The organism is Mesorhizobium sp. M0960, assembly GCF_040319055.1.
Taxonomy (GTDB): domain Bacteria; phylum Pseudomonadota; class Alphaproteobacteria; order Rhizobiales; family Rhizobiaceae; genus Mesorhizobium.
Map to the genome: position 1 here is coordinate 56,236 of NZ_JAMYNN010000019.1, position 15,066 is coordinate 71,301.

Consider the following 15,066-nt stretch of genomic DNA (forward strand, 5'->3'; position numbering starts at 1 on the left):
GCAGTGCAATATGATTGATATTGATCGTTTGTGATTGACAAGACGGCCGCTTGCGTAGAAATTCGGACAAAAGGGACCCGCGCCGTTTGCGTGTCCCAAAGGGAGGATTACCTATGCTCGACAAGTGCTCCGGCACGCGCCTCGCCAATCTTTGGGATGACGCAAAAGCGCAAGCGATGAGCGAGCCCGAACGTCTGGTCTATCGCTCGAATGTTCTTGGCTCCGACAAGCGCGTCACCAATTATGGCGGCGGCAACACCTCCTCCAAGATCTGGCAAAAGGATCCGCTCACCGGCGAGAGCGTGGAAGTGCTGTGGGTCAAGGGCTCGGGCGGCGACAGCGCCTCGATTAAAACAGACGGCTTCGCCACGCTCTACATGGACAAATTGCGTGCGCTGAAAGGTCTTTATCGCGGCCTCGAATATGAAGACGAGATGGTCGGCTATCTGCCTCACTGCACCTTCAATCTCAATCCGCGAGCGGCCTCGATCGACACGCCGCTGCATGCCTTCGTGCCGAAGCCTTATGTCGACCATATGCATCCCGATGCCATCATCGCCATTGCCGCCGCCAAGGATTCGCAGGCGCTGACCAAGGAGATCTTCGGCGACACGATCGGCTGGCTGCCATGGAAACGTCCGGGCTTCGAGCTCGGCCTGTGGCTGGAGAAATTCTGCCTCGAGAACCCCGACGCCAAGGGTGTCGTGCTGGCCAGCCATGGCCTGTTCAGCTGGGGCGACACGCCGAAGGAATGCTACGAGACGACGATCTCGGTGATCAACCAGGCGATCGACTGGTTCGAGCGCAAGAGCCAGGGCAAGCCGATCTTCGGCGGCGAAGTCGTCAAATCGCTCGATGCGCCGGCGCGTCGCGCCGTCGCCGCAAAACTGATGCCGAGGATCCGTGGCCTGATCTCGGAGAACAGCCACAAGCTCGGCCATTTCGACGATTCTCCTGCCGTGCTCGAATTCGTCAATTCCAGGGATTTGCGGCCGCTGGCGGCACTCGGCACGTCCTGCCCGGACCACTTCCTGCGCACCAAGATCCGGCCGCTGGTTATCGAGTTCGACCCCAAAAATCCCGACGTCGATGCCGTCATTGCCCGTCTAGCCGACGACGTGGCTGAGTATCGCGTCGGCTATCAGGCTTATTATGATCGCTGCAAGCACGCGGATTCGCCGCCCGTGCGCGATCCGAACGCCGTCGTCTATCTGATGCCCGGCGTCGGCATGTTCACCTTCGCCGGCGACAAGGCGACGGCGCGCATTTCAGGCGAATTCTACGTCAACGCCATCAACGTCATGCACGGCGCCTCGACGGTGTCGACCTATGTCGGCCTGCCCGACCAGGAAGCCTTCGATATCGAATACTGGCTGCTCGAAGAGGCAAAGCTGCGGCGCCTGCCGAAGCCAAAAGCCCTTGCCGGCCAGATCGCGCTGGTCACCGGCGGCGCCGGCGGCATTGGCCGCGCGACCGCCAACCGGCTGCTGCGCGAGGGCGCCTGCGTCGTGGTGGCCGACATCGACGAGGCAGCTCTTGCCAGCGCCAATGACGAGCTTGCGAAAGCCTATGGCAAGGATTTCGTGCGGCCCGTCGTTATCAACGTCACATCCGAGGATCAGGTGGTCTCCGGCTTCGCCGAGACGGCGGTCGAATTTGGCGGCATCGACATCCTCGTGTCCAACGCTGGCCTGGCCTCCTCGGCGCCGATCGAGGACACCACGCTGGCGCTGTGGAACAAGAACATGGACATCCTGTCGACGGGATATTTCCTGGTTTCGCGGGAGGCGTTCCGGCTGTTTCGGGCGCAGAAGATCGGCGGCAATGTCGTCTTCGTCGCTTCCAAGAACGGTCTTGCCGCATCGCCCAACGCCGCCGCCTATTGCACAGCCAAGGCCGCCGAAATCCATCTGGCACGCTGCCTGGCACTGGAAGGCGCGGAAGCGCAGATCAGGGTCAATGTCGTCAACCCCGACGCCGTGCTGCGCGGCTCGAAGATCTGGACCGGCGAATGGAAGGAACAGCGCGCCGCCGCTTACAAGATGTCGACCGACGATCTCGAAGAGCATTACCGCTCGCGCTCGATGCTGAAGCGGTCGGTATTCCCCGAGGACATCGCCGAAGCGATCTATTTTTTCGCCTCCGACATGTCGGCAAAATCGACCGGCAACATCATCAACGTCGATGCCGGCAACGCGCAGAGTTTTACGCGATAAGCGACCGTCTTTGAGGGTTGCGCTGCCCCTCATCCGCCTGCCGGCACCTTCTCCCCGTAATAGTGACGCCGAGAAGGGAAGCGCTCCAACGCCGGTGATCTCCCCGTTCTTTACGGGGAGAGGGGTAAGGGTGAGGGGCAGCGCCGACCAACGCAAATTGGGAGGAAACCACCATGTCCGAAACCATCATCTCCGCCGACCTCGTCGACAGGCACAATGCCGCGCGCAATGCCGACCTCAAGCGCGACTACGAGTCCCTCGGCGAGCGCCTCGACCGCCGCGGCATCGCCATCGATGCCATCCGCGACAAGGTCGAGAAATTCGCCGTCGCCATCCCGTCCTGGGGCGTCGGCACCGGCGGCACCCGCTTTGCCCGCTTTCCCGGCGCTGGCGAGCCGCGCGACATTTTCGACAAGATCGAGGACTGCGCCGTCATCCGCCAGCTGACGCAGGCGACGCCGACCGTCTCGCTGCATATTCCCTGGGACAAGGCCGATCCGAACCGGCTGAAGCAGGCGGCATCCCGCTTCGGCCTCGGCTTCGACGCCATCAACTCCAATACCTTCTCCGACGCCAGGGACCAAAAACTTTCGTACAAGTTCGGCTCGTTGTCGCATGCCGATGCCGCAACACGCCGGCAGGCGGTCGAGCATAATCTCGAATGCATCGAGATCGGCAGGACGCTGGGCTCGAAAGCGCTGACGGTGTGGATCGGCGACGGCTCGAATTTTCCCGGCCAGGTTAATTTCGCCAAGGCGTTCGAGCGTTATCTCGACGCGATGAAGGAGATTTATGCCGGACTGCCGGACGACTGGAAGCTGTTCACCGAGCACAAGATGTACGAGCCGGCCTTTTATTCGACCGTCGTGCAGGATTGGGGCACCAACTACATCATCGCCAAAGAGCTTGGCGACAAGGCGTTCTGCCTGGTCGACCTCGGCCATCACGCCCCCAACGTCAACATCGAGATGATCGTGTCGCGGCTGATCCAGTTCAAGAAGCTCGGCGGCTTCCATTTCAACGATTCGAAATATGGCGACGACGACCTCGACGCCGGCTCGATCGATCCCTACCGGCTGTTCCTGGTCTTCAACGAACTGGTCGATGCCGAGCTTTCCGGTGCCGAAGGGTTCGATCCGGCCCACATGCTCGACCAGAGCCACAACGTCACCGATCCGATCGAAAGCCTGATGCTGTCGGCGGTTGAAGTGCAGCGCGCCTATGCCCAGGCGCTGCTGGTCGATCGCAAGGCGCTCGAAGGCTTCCAGGACGCCAATGATGCGCTGATGGCAACGCAGACGCTGAAGATAGCCTATCGCACCGATGTCGAGCCGATCCTCGCCATGGCACGACTAAAGACCGGCGGCGCCATCGATCCGGTCGCAGCCTACCGCGCCGCCGGCTACCGGGCGAAGGTCGCAGCCGAACGGCCGGCGGTGGCGAGCGTCGGCGGCGGGATTGTTTGATGTCGGGGTGAAAATGAAAAACCCGCCAGAGGCGGGTCGTTGGAGCCAATTAGCACCACACCCAGATTAGTAGCATAGCTGCCGGCACAAAGCAAGAACAAAGTTGCTCGCCAGCGTTGAATCGCGCCTTCATTTCAGCTTGGATTCCTCGCCCCCACGAAAGTGGGGGAGAGGTGGCTCGGCGAAGCCGAGACGGAGAGGGGGAGCCGCGCTCTACGAAGGCCCCCTCTCCGGCCGCTTCGCGGCGAGGAACCTCAGGTGTTGATAGAAGGTGCAAGCCTCGCCGATCCCATTATTGTCAGTAGACTCAACCGCTCCAAGCGCGTTTCCTAGGCTCACCTCAAGCCACGGAGAACGGCCATGCACCGCCGAACCCTAATCGCCGTCAGCCTTTCCCTCACCCTGACCTTCGTGCCGTTCCTCGCCTTCGCCGCTTCGCCGCAGCCGGCGAAGGGCGAGCACGGCATGGTGGTGACCGCCCAGCATCTTGCGTCTGAAGTCGGCGTCGAGGTGCTGAAGAAGGGCGGCAATGCCGTCGATGCCGCGGTCGCCGTCGGCTATGCGCTGGCCGTGGTCTATCCGACCGCCGGCAATATCGGCGGTGGCGGCTTCATGACCATCCGCTTCAAGGACGGCCGCTCGACCTTCCTCGATTTCCGCGAGCGCGCGCCGCTCGCCGCAACCAAAACCATGTATCTCGACAACGACGGCAAGCCGGTAAAGGGCGCCAGTCTCGACGGCTATCTGGCCGTCGGCGTGCCGGGTTCGGTCGCCGGCTTCGAGATGGCGCGGGAGAAATACGGCACGCTGACGCGGCAGGACTTGCTGGCGCCGGCCATCCGCTTTGCCAGGGAAGGCTTCGTACTGGAGCAGGGCGATGCGGCCTCGCTCCAGGGCGGCGCGGAGCGGTTGGCGAGGGACCCGGCGGCGGCGGCCGTTTTCCTCAAGCCGGACGGCAAGCCTTACACCGTCGGCGAGCGCCTCGTTCAGCCCGATATCGCGGCTTCGCTTGCCGCCATTTCCGAACGCGGTGCGGATGCCTTCTACAAAGGCGCGATCGCCGACGCCATCGTCAAGGCGAGCGGCGAGAAGGGCGGCATTCTGGCCAAGGCGGATTTCGAAAACTACGCGGTGCGCGAGCTCAAGCCGGCGACCTGCAATTATCGCGGCTACGAGATCACGTCCTCGCCGCCGCCGAGCTCCGGCGGCGTCATCATCTGCGAGATCCTCAACGTGCTTGAGTTCTATCCGCTGTCCTATCTCGGCGCTGGTTCGGCCGAGACGGTTCACGTCATGGTCGAGGCGATGCGCCACGCCTATGTCGACCGGAATTCGGCGCTCGGCGATCCCGGCTTCGTCGACAATCCGGTCGCAAAACTGCTCGACAAGAATTACGCCAGGGAAATCCGCGAAAAGATCGATCCGTTCCGGGCCGGCGTGTCGCAGGAATTGATGCCGAAGGGTTTTGGCGAGAGCAACGAGACGACGCATTATTCGATCATCGACAATGACGGCAACGCCGTCGCGGTAACCTACACGCTGAACGGCTCTTTCGGCGCCGGCGTCGTCGCCGACGGCACCGGCATCCTGCTCAACAACGAGATGGACGACTTCACCCAGAAACCCGGCGTGCCCAATCTCTACGGCCTCGTCCAGGGCGAGGCGAATGCGATCGCGCCGAAAAAGACGCCGCTGTCGTCGATGAGCCCGACCATCCTCGCCAAAGACGGCAAGCCGTTCATGGTCATCGGCAGCCCTGGCGGTTCACGCATCATCACCATCACGCTGGAGGCGATCGTCAACGTCATCGATCACGGCATGAACATCCAGGAAGCGATCGACGCTCCGCGCATCCACCACCAATGGTTACCCGACACGGTCTATATCGAACCCTTCGGCCTGTCGCCGGATACCGAAAAGCTGCTTACCGGCATGGGCTACCGCCTCGATCTCGCCGAGGCGAATTGGGGCCAGGCGGCCGGCATCCTGGTCGGCGGCAAGAGCCTGGCGGAAATCGAGAAGGGCGGCGGCGCCCGCTACAACGGTGCCATCGACAGCCGCGCCGCATCCGGCGAGGCTATCGGGTATTAGACCATGGTCCCAAAAGGTGGAACCGGTTTTCGGATAAGGTCACGGTCAATAGGAAGATTCGCCTTGCTTCAGGTGACCAGCGCGATGGTCGACGCAATCAGCATCAACGCCGCGACGCCGACGAACAGGGCGTAGATGCGCGGCCGATCGAGCAGGAGCGCGTTGCCGGATATCCATGCCGCGGTGGCGCCGCCAAGCGCGAAAAAGAAGGTGCTGCGGCGCCCGAAGCTCAAGCCGGCGGCCATCAGGCCGCCGATGATCAGGGCGCCGAATACGATGATCACGGCTACCGCGTATTTTTCGAAATCGTTGCTGCCGGCGCTCGGGCCGATCGCGTTCAACCTCGACAGATCGTCCGGATCGAACGGGCTGGTCGACCCATATTCGTCTTGACCGACAGGCTCATGCATCATTCGTTCTCCGCAAACCGACAGCAAATCATCAAGCCTCGCCGAGCGCAACCGCTCGCCGAATGTGATCGGCACGGTGTTCAACACTTTCTGGCGGCGACTTGCCAGAGATTTTTGGGTGCGTGCTTTGATCGCCCTGCTGCTCGGTCTGATCAAAGTGCTTTGCCCGAGCTTGATCTTCAAGCCGCCCTGGCCAAAGACTGCGTCGCCTGAACGGAAGCTCCAAGCACCGCCTGTGCGGTGTCGGCCTGTCTTTCATCGACATGCGCCAGCACCAGGATCACACCTTGTGCGGCATCCGGCTGGCCCGGCTGCTTGCCGATACGGGACAATGTCGCGCCGGCAACGCCGCCCAAGACTGCACCGACGACGGCCGATGCCAGCCATCCCGCGCCGAGGGGATCGATGCCGGGCATATCAAAGGCGCCGAGGCCGGCCAACAAACCGGCTGCCGCGCCAAGGACGGCACCCGTACCTGGATCGCGCAAGACGGCGCCGATTTCATCATCGTAGGGTCCGATGACGCTGATCTCCTGGCGAGCAATTCCTGCTGCCTGAAGCGTTTCGACGGCACGCGCCGCCTGGTCATGGGAATCGAAAAGTCTGCTGATTGTTCGCATTGAAACTGCCTGTGAGGCCCCCCGGCCCTCGACGGTAAGGCGGGTCCCAGCTGAGCGCCGAGGAACCGCCTGACGCAAACGTCACCCGCCGCTCATTTCTGAGCGACGGGCGACGGCTGCCCGAGTTTTCACGTCACTCGATGACCTTGATGACCTTGCGCGTGCCTGGGTCCACGACAACGGTGCGGTTGTCAATGACGACATAACGATATTTGACGTTCGGGACCTCATGAAGCTCGACGGTGTCGGGGAGCGTCGAGCCGATGTTGAGCTCCACCCCAGGGATTTTCACCGAGGCCAGCGGCTGCTTTTTCACATACTCCCTGATGACGGTTTCCTGCTGCGGTTCGATGACAACGTCTTGCGCCGCAGCGGCGCCGACGCCTGCCAGCAGCAAAAGTCCCGCCGCCGCGGTGGAAAGATGCATTCTCATGGTCGTCTCCTTTGCGAACTCGGTCCGCTCTTCGCGCCAAGGCTCATTCGAACGGAAGCCAGCTGAAAACGTTCCGTCGACGGGGCTTCGGTCCCACCCGGCGGGGACCAATCGACGTGTTGCCGCAGGACCTAAGTCTGATCCTCGCGGGCAAAGGGTAGGTTTGTCGCGAAGCCCGGAACCGCCGCCGCTCAAACTCGTTGCTGGCTGCACGTTCCGGGAGGATTCTTTGGAAAATGTCGACGGTTGCTCGCACCGATCTTGGCTGTTTCCATTCCGATCGAACCTGGCATCTGCGCAGCCCTGTCCCTTCCTGCGCCGATAGGGTTCGCGCGTCACTTTTGTGGCGGGCGAACCCTCAATTGCAGCGTGCTTCTGACCAAAGTTGACCCTGAGGCGAGGAGAAGAGACGAGGAGAAGAGAAATGGCCGATGACAAGAGCAAGCGAGACTTCAGCGACCGCAACCGCGTGTCGGCGGATGAGTATTATGAAGTCGAATATTTCGCGCGGGAAAATGGTGTCTCGCCCAGCCAGGTGAGCAAGCTGATCAAAAGGACCGGTGGCGACCGGATGATCCTCTCGCAAGCGGTGAAAGCATTGCGCGAGCGCAAGTGAGACGGCGGCGGAGCCGGCGGTTGGAAAGGCACTGATCACAATCTGCCGAGAATTCCGGTCAGCTATCGACAACGTGCCCGGATCCCGCTGCTTCGGCCAAGCCAATGCCCCTTTATTTCTTCGATTCCGATGAAGACGGAATCGTCTATTCCGACGATCAGGGAACGTCATGTGACGATTTCCCGCTGGTCAGGAAAGAAGCCCTTCGCACATTGGGCGAGATGGCCAGGGATGGCCTTCCTCACCGAAGGATCACAGTCAAGGTCCGGAACGACCATGACGGTCTGGTGCTTGAAGTGGCTTTGACCTTTGCCGTCGAAACGCGGCATTTCGACGAACGGATTTTCCAGATCAACATGCGCATGAGTTGACGGCCCGATCGTTGTCGTGCCGACCATGAGATTTCTGGAGCAGCCGGCATCTTCCCCAAGGGAACATTAGAAGTCTCTAATTGTTATCTTAAGCAGCGGGAACCTCCCGGGTTTCTGCTGCAGATCGGGGTGCAACCCGGTCGGCCCGCGCCCTCCGCCAGAGGCGCGGGCTTCGTTTGTTTAGCCGATGCGCAACGCCATGCGGCGGCAGCATATTGGAAACCTGCGGGAGCATAAGCAGCAGAAGTCGCTACCGCGGCGCCCTGGCGCCCAGGCAACGGAGCCCGTCGTCCGACAGGGCGGCGGGCTTTTTGATGCGGGCCGGGTCATCGCGCAACCGGTGGAAATCCAATGCATGTCGCGCAAAAGTGTGAAGCGGTTTTGCGATAACGACATGCATCAAGACAAGAACTTTAAGCACGTCGCATGAGGCCGGTCGAACGCGACGCGCTTTAGCTGGGAGAGATGGCCGGCGCTGCTTCGTGAGGCGTGGGGTAAGGTGCCTGATGCAGCGCCGGCCAAGCGGAAATCAGGTCCGCCGCAGCCAGATAGTAGCTGCGTTGGCGCGGCGGGTAATTGCGTGATCGCGGAAGCCACACCATTGCAGGCCACTTGCCACGAGCCCGGCCTGTGCAGCGGCTGACCCGAAGCATTCATTCATTCTGACGATGCACCGGACGCCCGGACGGCGGAAATTGGACGCCGCGTTCGCTCTCGATTCAGCGGCCAGCGGTGTTCCCTGCAGATTTCGGACGAAAGGCCATTTCACCCTTGTTGCGCCTGGATTCTTATCAGATCGTGGCAAGGATTGCTTTTCCCGCCGCGTTTGCCGGCGTTCTGCTGTTTGCCCTTTTGCCGGAGCAGCTCCTGCAGGGTCTTGGCCTGGCTTTCACGTTTGGTCACGACAAGCTCAATCACGCCGCCGCCTTCGTCGTGCTGGCGGCTCTCGGAAGTCTCGGCTGGCCGGAACACAAGGCGAAGCTGATCGTCCTCCTCGTGCTCACGGGCGCGGCGATCGAGGGCCTTCAGGCCGTGCAGCTGATAGGGCGCCACCCGGATCTATTCGACTGGGTGGCCGACTGCGCCGGAATGGCCTTCGGGCTGACAATTGCAGGCTGGACAAAGCGGCTCGCCGGCGGATTGCCATAGCTCGAAAGCGCATAACGGAATCGGCGCGCCCGTGCTGCAATATGGGGAAAATGGCCGGCGTCACTTGGGGGGGCGCGTTGGGGTAAGTTGCCTGACGGACGCCGGCCAGGCGGAAAAATCAGGTCCGCCGCAAAGTAATGTAGCAGCAATGGCAAAGCGCGGCAGTAGCGTGATCGCGGAAGGTCCGCCTTCTTGCCTCCGATGCGGTGACCCGTTTTGGGTCAATAATTCTGGCACCTGAATTGCGCTGTAAGCAATGCCGGGGAACACTCCGGCGATCGTCCCCGAATATGGGCCTCGCCGCTTCGCAAATGGAGCGGCGGGCCTTTTTGCCGGACGTTGAAAGCGGCCGATCAGCGGCTTAGCTGATCACGGTGTGCTTGCCCATTTTCCCGTCCAAGTGGTTATTCTCACAAGAGAAATTCTAACGCGCACAAGCTTCGATGCTTGACACAGGTCGCGACAACTGGATAAGTGGATACACAGATACGCTCTGATTGGACCAAGGACATGGCAGCAGACGCAATCGAGCCGCTGGGCATCACGACCGCCGAGGAGGAGGCTTATCGCCACATTCAGCGTGCCTTGAGGATGGGGCGCTACCGCGCCGGGGACCGGCTTATCCCGGAAGAGATCGCGACCGAAATCGGCATGAGCCGCATGCCGGTTCGCGAAGCATTCCGCCAGCTGGCCGCGGAAGGTCTTGTGGTCATTCGCCCGAACCGTGGCTGCATCGTCGCCGGCCTTACCCTCGATGAGATATACGAAACGTTTGAAATGCGCTCGGTGCTCGAAGGGCTGGCGGTGAGGCTTGCCATGCCGCACATCGATATCGAAGTGCTTGAAGAACTGGAACGCCAGCTCGACCGCATGGAGCGCGCCAGCCAGACCGGCAGCAGCGACTGGGTCGTGCGCCATCAGGCCTTCCATTTGCAGATTTGCCAATTGAGCAACCGACCCAAGCTGGTCCGGCAGATTGCCAGCCTGCACGTCGTGATCGAACCCTACCTGCGCATCTGGTTCGACTATGTCGACAAGCCCGCCAGCGCGCGCGCCGAGCACGAGATCCTGATTGAGGTGTTGCGGTCAGGTGATGCCGGCAAGGCAGAGATCGTCATGCGGGATCATATCGTCGAGACAGCGCCCCTTCTGGCCAACTTCGCAAGTCCCGGCCGCCGCTAGAAAACGCCATCTAACTCGTTGAAGCCGGAAGATAATCCGGCACGACGAAAGGGAACTGCCATACCGGCAAAAAAGAGGAGAATGACATGAAAATTAGCCGCATCGCAGCCATTGCGTCGGTCCTGTTCGGCCTGGTCCAGGCCGCCGTCGCACAAGAAACACCAAAGGCAATTACCATTGCCACCGAAGGAGCCTACGCGCCCTGGAATTTCACAACAGCCGACGGCAAACTGGACGGCTTCGAAGTCGATCTCGCCAATGATCTGTGCGGGCGAATGAAGATCGAGTGCAAGATCGTCGCACAGGACTGGGACGGCATGATCCCCGCGCTGACCGTCGGCAAGTTCGACGTGATCATGGCGAGCATGTTCATCACTGAAAAACGTCTGAAGATCATTGACTTTACCCAGCCATATGCGGTGGATCCCTCAGGTTTCGCGGTCGCAAAGGATAGCGAACTGGGCAAGGTCGGCATTTCCAACGAGCGGTTCAAGCTGGAGAATGAAGCCTCTGCGCAGGCGGCAATCGACAAGCTCAAGCCATTGCTGAAGGGAAAGATCATTGGAGTTCAGGCTGCAACGGCGAACCTGGAATTTGTGAAAAAATACTTCTCGGACGTCGCCGAGATTCGCGAATACAAGACCACCGAGCAACACGATCTCGATCTTGCCGCGGGTCGCATCGACGCGCTCTTCGCACAGCAGACAGCGCTGGCCGCCACGCTGAGCAAGCCGGAGTTCAGCGACTATACGCTTGCCGGGCCGGGATTTGTCGGGGGGCTCTTCGGTCTTGGCTCCGGTGCCGGTATCCGCAAAGAGGACATCAAGCTGAAAGATATGCTCAACGGGGCCATCGACGCCGCGATCGCCGATGGCACGATCAAAACCCTGTCGCTTAAATGGCTCAAGAGCGACGTCACTCCAGTCAAGTAGGCGCTTGTCGGCGAACGGCCATTCCTGACCCGTTCCGGAGCTGAGCCGTTCGCCCTGCCGGGGGTATCGATGGTTGACGCATTCCGGCTACTTGGTTTCCAGCACGGAGGTTGGGGGGCTGCTCTTCTCATGGCGGCCTCGGTTACAGTGCTTCTGTCTGTGCTGGGCTTTGCGCTTGGCGCTGTATTCGGTGGGCTGGCAGCGGCCGGCCGTCTCCGCAACTCCAAGGTGTTGAGGTTCTTGGCCCTTGGCTATTGCACGGTTTTCCGAGGCGTGCCCGACCTTCTGACCATTTATCTGCTTTACTATGGAGGAAGTGTCGCCCTGACCTCGCTTGGTCATAGCCTGGGCGGATCCGGATTCGTCGGCGTTCCGGCCTTTGCCACTGGAACCCTGGCCATCGCCATCATCTCGGGCGCCTATCAAGCCGAGGTCTATCGGGGGGCTTACCTCGCCATCGACCAGGGACAGCACGATGCCGCTTGCGCGCTTGGTCTCAACCGGCTGCAGCGGCTGCGACAGGTTATTTTCCCCCAGCTCCTGAGCTACGCGCTGCCAGGTCTCGGCAATGTGTGGCAGTTGGTTCTGAAGGACTCGTCGCTGATATCGGTAATCGGCCTCGTTGAACTGATGCGCCAGGCACAGATCGCTGCCGGTTCGACCCGTGAACCATTCATCTTCTACATTGCTGCAGCCTTGCTCTATCTGGCTATCGCTTCCGTCACCGGCCATGCCTTTTACCGTCTGGAACGAAAGGCGCCGTGGCGCGTCCGGTCGGCATGATAGATTTCAGTTTTTTCCTCGAAATCCTGCCGAAGCTCCTCGCCGGCCTGCCGCTTACGATAGAACTGGCCCTGACTTCCATTGTTGCCGGCTTCGTTCTTGCCGTCACATTGGCGCTTGCCCAGCAATCGGAATCGCCCTTCGTCGTTTTGCCGATCCGTGGCTTCGTTGCCGTCTTCAGGGGCACGCCCCTGCTGGTGCAGATTTTTCTGACCTATTATGGCCTCGGTCAGTTCCGGCACCAACTGTCGGCAATTGGATTATGGGCCGTTTTCCGCGAACCTTACTGGTGCGCAATCATCGCGCTGACACTCAACACCACCGCCTACGGCAGCGAAATCCTCCGCGGCGCGGTTCAGTCGGTGCCGCGCGGCCTTGTCGAGGCGGCCCGGTCTGTCGGCCTGTCCACCTATCTGACCTATCGGCATGTTATCCTGCCGCTGGCCTTTCGCCAGGCCCTGCCGAGTTACGGCAATGAAATCGTCCTGATGATCAAGGGCACGTCTCTGGCCTCCATCGTGACCTTGATGGAGGTGACTGGAATTGCCCAGGGATTGATCTCCCAGACTTACCGCGCCTTTGAAGTCTTCATCTGCGCGGGCGCCATTTATCTCACTTTGAATTTCGCGATCATCCGTGCCTTGGCGGCACTCGAATACTGGATGTCGCGGCATCTGCGGCACCGTCCCTCGACGATGAGGGACGCCGCCTCTTGAGCACGATCAGAAGGGCATAGCATGCGAAATTTTGAGAAACCAACGCGCTCGGTCGTCGTTTCACGCGAGGCCATGGCCGCCACCTCTCATCCGTCTGCGACCCTGACGGCGGTAGAGATCATGGCCGCCGGCGGCAACGCCATGGATGCCGCCATCGCAGCCTGCGCGGTGCAATGCGTCGTCGAGCCAGCCTCGACCGGCATTGGAGGCGATTGCTTCGCTCTTCTGTCCCGAAACGGATCCGGCGAGGTCATCGCCTACAACGGATCGGGTAGGACACCCGCCGCCCTCACAATTGACTGGTTCCTCGAACGTGGCATGGCGGAGGTAGTTCGCAATTCTCCTGGCTCCGTCACCATCCCGGGAGCGATCGATGCCTGGACCAGATTGCACGCTGATCACGGGCACATGCCCTTCGATCAAATCCTAGCCCCTGCTATACGCTTCGCCGAGGAAGGCTACGCCATTTCACCGCGGGTCCATCGTGACTGGGCGTTGGAGGAAGAACTTCTGGCCTCCGATGTTACGGCGAAACGGATTTTCCTGCCAAACGGTCGCGCGCCAGGCGTTGGCGAAGTGCATCGCCAGCCTGAGTTGGCTGCAACGCTGCGGCTGATCGCAAGAAAAGGACGAGAGGCTTTCTACGCTGGCCCTGTGGCCGAAGACATGGTCGCCTATCTTCGTGGGCTCGGCGGATTGCACACACTCGAAGATTTCGCCTCGGCAACAGGCGAGTACGTGACCCCGATCAGCACGGCGTTTCGAGGCTGCGATGTGTTCGAATGTCCGCCGAATGGCCAGGGTGTGATCGCGTTGCTGATTCTAAACATCCTCTCGCGCTTCGAAGCCAACGGCGACCCGCAATCCGCGGACCGGCTTCACCTGGAAATCGAAGCGACACGCCTCGCTTACGCCGCGCGTGACCTGCTCGTCGCCGATCCTGATGCGTCCGAGGTCCCGGTGGCCGACATGTTGTCGAATGCTTGGGCCGATCGTCTGGCCGGCATGATTGACCTAAAGCGCGCCCGCGCGGACCTGCCGGCGTTCGATATGCCGCTGCACAGCGACACGGTCTATATTTCCGTTGTCGACAAGGATCGCAATGCGGTCAGTTTCATCAACTCGGTCTTCGACAGCTTTGGCTCGGGCCTGGTCTCGCCACGCTCCGGTGTCGTCTTGCACAATCGCGGGCAAAGCTTTTCCCTTGACCCCAGGCACCCCAATGCAGTGGCGCCGAACAAGCGACCTCTGCATACCATCATACCCGGGATGCTTGCGAGAGGCGGCCGGGCAGAGATGCCTTTCGGCGTTATGGGTGGCTACTACCAGGCAATGGGCCACGCGCACCTGCTGACGAAGGTGCTCGACTTCGGGATGGACCTGCAGGAGGCGATCGATCTGCCGCGGGTCGCCCCCGTCAGCGGCACGATGAAGGTCCAGGCCGAACACGGGCTCGCTCGCGAAACCGTAGCTGAACTTAGCCGGCGCGGTTTCGAAATTATCCCTGCGACGGACCCGATCGGCGGTGCGCAGGCCATCCGCATCGATTGGGCAAACGGGACGCTGCTGGGTGGTTCTGAACCGCGCAAGGACGGCTGCGCCCTCGGTCTTTAGAGCGGTTGTGGCCGGAGCGGAATCCAAGATGCTGAAGGCGTTCTTCATCGCCATTTGGCCGGCGAGCAGGAGCCTCTGGCGCCATGGTCCAGATAATTCTTGCACGCCATCGACAATCCGCTCGGCGCGAGATTGTCGCCCATGTCTAGGTATAAACTGTTACCTATGTCTCCCGGCCGTACAGGGAAAAAATGGTGCCCAGAGGCGGCTTAGGGGACCAAAATCGAACCGTAGGCGAAAGCCCGAATTTCTCTTGGATTTACAGGCGATTAGCCTGAACCTATGTTGCGGCCAAATTCCGCTGTTGTGGACCTCTCGCGGCGCGAATGTGTACCGCGAAATTGACGATAGGACAGTGAGTACGTGTTGCCAAGAGACAGTGGATACACGCGACCGATTGGTTCGGGAGGTCCGGGCTCATATTGAATAATGCACTCCGGAAGAACGGGTAGATTCCGCTGGTTGTA

At 60.9% G+C, this 15,066-nt stretch carries 14 protein-coding genes; 11 read left to right on the forward strand and 3 right to left on the reverse strand.

Annotation, left to right across the window (positions count from 1 at the left end):
- Positions 1 to 113 precede the first annotated feature (113 nt).
- From NKH63_RS25835 to ggt (NKH63_RS25845), 3 genes are all read left to right on the forward strand, one after another.
- Positions 114 to 2,216, forward strand: a complete 2,103-nt coding sequence (locus NKH63_RS25835) for a bifunctional rhamnulose-1-phosphate aldolase/short-chain dehydrogenase (protein ID WP_352919187.1) — start codon at positions 114 to 116, stop codon at positions 2,214 to 2,216.
- Between the two features lie 173 nt (positions 2,217 to 2,389).
- On the forward strand, positions 2,390 to 3,682 hold the full coding sequence (gene rhaI / locus NKH63_RS25840) for an L-rhamnose catabolism isomerase (RefSeq protein WP_023719463.1): 1,293 nt from the start codon (positions 2,390 to 2,392) through the stop codon (positions 3,680 to 3,682).
- 360 nt (positions 3,683 to 4,042) lie between these two features.
- The gene (ggt, locus tag NKH63_RS25845) at positions 4,043 to 5,773 is read left to right on the forward strand and encodes a gamma-glutamyltransferase (RefSeq protein ID WP_352919190.1); all 1,731 of its coding nucleotides are present in this window, start codon (positions 4,043 to 4,045) and stop codon (positions 5,771 to 5,773) included.
- Positions 5,774 to 5,841: 68 nt separating this feature from the next.
- Here the strand turns inward: ggt (NKH63_RS25845) and NKH63_RS25850 are convergent, their stop codons facing one another.
- From NKH63_RS25850 to NKH63_RS25860, 3 genes are all read right to left on the reverse strand, one after another.
- Positions 5,842 to 6,186, reverse strand: a complete 345-nt coding sequence (locus NKH63_RS25850; RefSeq protein ID WP_198030499.1) for a hypothetical protein — start codon at positions 6,184 to 6,186, stop codon at positions 5,842 to 5,844.
- A 176-nt stretch (positions 6,187 to 6,362) separates the two neighbouring features.
- Positions 6,363 to 6,803, reverse strand: coding sequence for a hypothetical protein (locus NKH63_RS25855; RefSeq protein WP_352716940.1), 441 nt, complete (start codon positions 6,801 to 6,803; stop codon positions 6,363 to 6,365).
- A 133-nt stretch (positions 6,804 to 6,936) separates the two neighbouring features.
- Entirely contained in the window at positions 6,937 to 7,236 is a 300-nt protein-coding gene (locus NKH63_RS25860; RefSeq protein ID WP_023719460.1) for a DUF1236 domain-containing protein, read from the reverse strand.
- A gap of 424 nt (positions 7,237 to 7,660) precedes the next feature.
- On the opposite strand from NKH63_RS25860, the gene NKH63_RS25865 reads away from it, so the two are divergent.
- From NKH63_RS25865 to ggt (NKH63_RS25900), 8 genes are all read left to right on the forward strand, one after another.
- Positions 7,661 to 7,852, forward strand: coding sequence for a DUF3606 domain-containing protein (locus tag NKH63_RS25865; RefSeq protein ID WP_023719459.1), 192 nt, complete (start codon positions 7,661 to 7,663; stop codon positions 7,850 to 7,852).
- A 104-nt stretch (positions 7,853 to 7,956) separates the two neighbouring features.
- A complete protein-coding gene (locus tag NKH63_RS25870) occupies positions 7,957 to 8,223 on the forward strand; it encodes a DUF6894 family protein (protein WP_352493800.1) in 267 nt (88 codons plus the stop codon).
- A 798-nt stretch (positions 8,224 to 9,021) separates the two neighbouring features.
- A complete protein-coding gene (locus NKH63_RS25875; RefSeq protein WP_031194161.1) occupies positions 9,022 to 9,372 on the forward strand; it encodes a VanZ family protein in 351 nt (116 codons plus the stop codon).
- 510 nt (positions 9,373 to 9,882) lie between these two features.
- Complete coding sequence (locus tag NKH63_RS25880; RefSeq protein WP_352482437.1) at positions 9,883 to 10,554, forward strand: GntR family transcriptional regulator; 672 nt, start codon at positions 9,883 to 9,885, stop codon at positions 10,552 to 10,554.
- 86 nt (positions 10,555 to 10,640) lie between these two features.
- Complete coding sequence (locus tag NKH63_RS25885; RefSeq protein WP_352919193.1) at positions 10,641 to 11,486, forward strand: transporter substrate-binding domain-containing protein; 846 nt, start codon at positions 10,641 to 10,643, stop codon at positions 11,484 to 11,486.
- Positions 11,487 to 11,555: 69 nt separating this feature from the next.
- Positions 11,556 to 12,269, forward strand: a complete 714-nt coding sequence (locus NKH63_RS25890; RefSeq protein WP_023719453.1) for an ABC transporter permease — start codon at positions 11,556 to 11,558, stop codon at positions 12,267 to 12,269.
- Positions 12,266 to 12,985 carry an ABC transporter permease gene (locus NKH63_RS25895; RefSeq protein WP_352919246.1) on the forward strand — a complete coding sequence of 240 codons (720 nt, stop codon included), beginning with the start codon at positions 12,266 to 12,268 and terminating at the stop codon, positions 12,983 to 12,985. Before NKH63_RS25890 ends, NKH63_RS25895 begins: the two co-directional genes overlap by 4 nt.
- A 21-nt stretch (positions 12,986 to 13,006) precedes the next feature.
- Complete coding sequence (ggt, locus tag NKH63_RS25900; RefSeq protein WP_352919197.1) at positions 13,007 to 14,599, forward strand: gamma-glutamyltransferase; 1,593 nt, start codon at positions 13,007 to 13,009, stop codon at positions 14,597 to 14,599.
- The last annotated feature ends 467 nt before the right edge of the window (positions 14,600 to 15,066 follow it).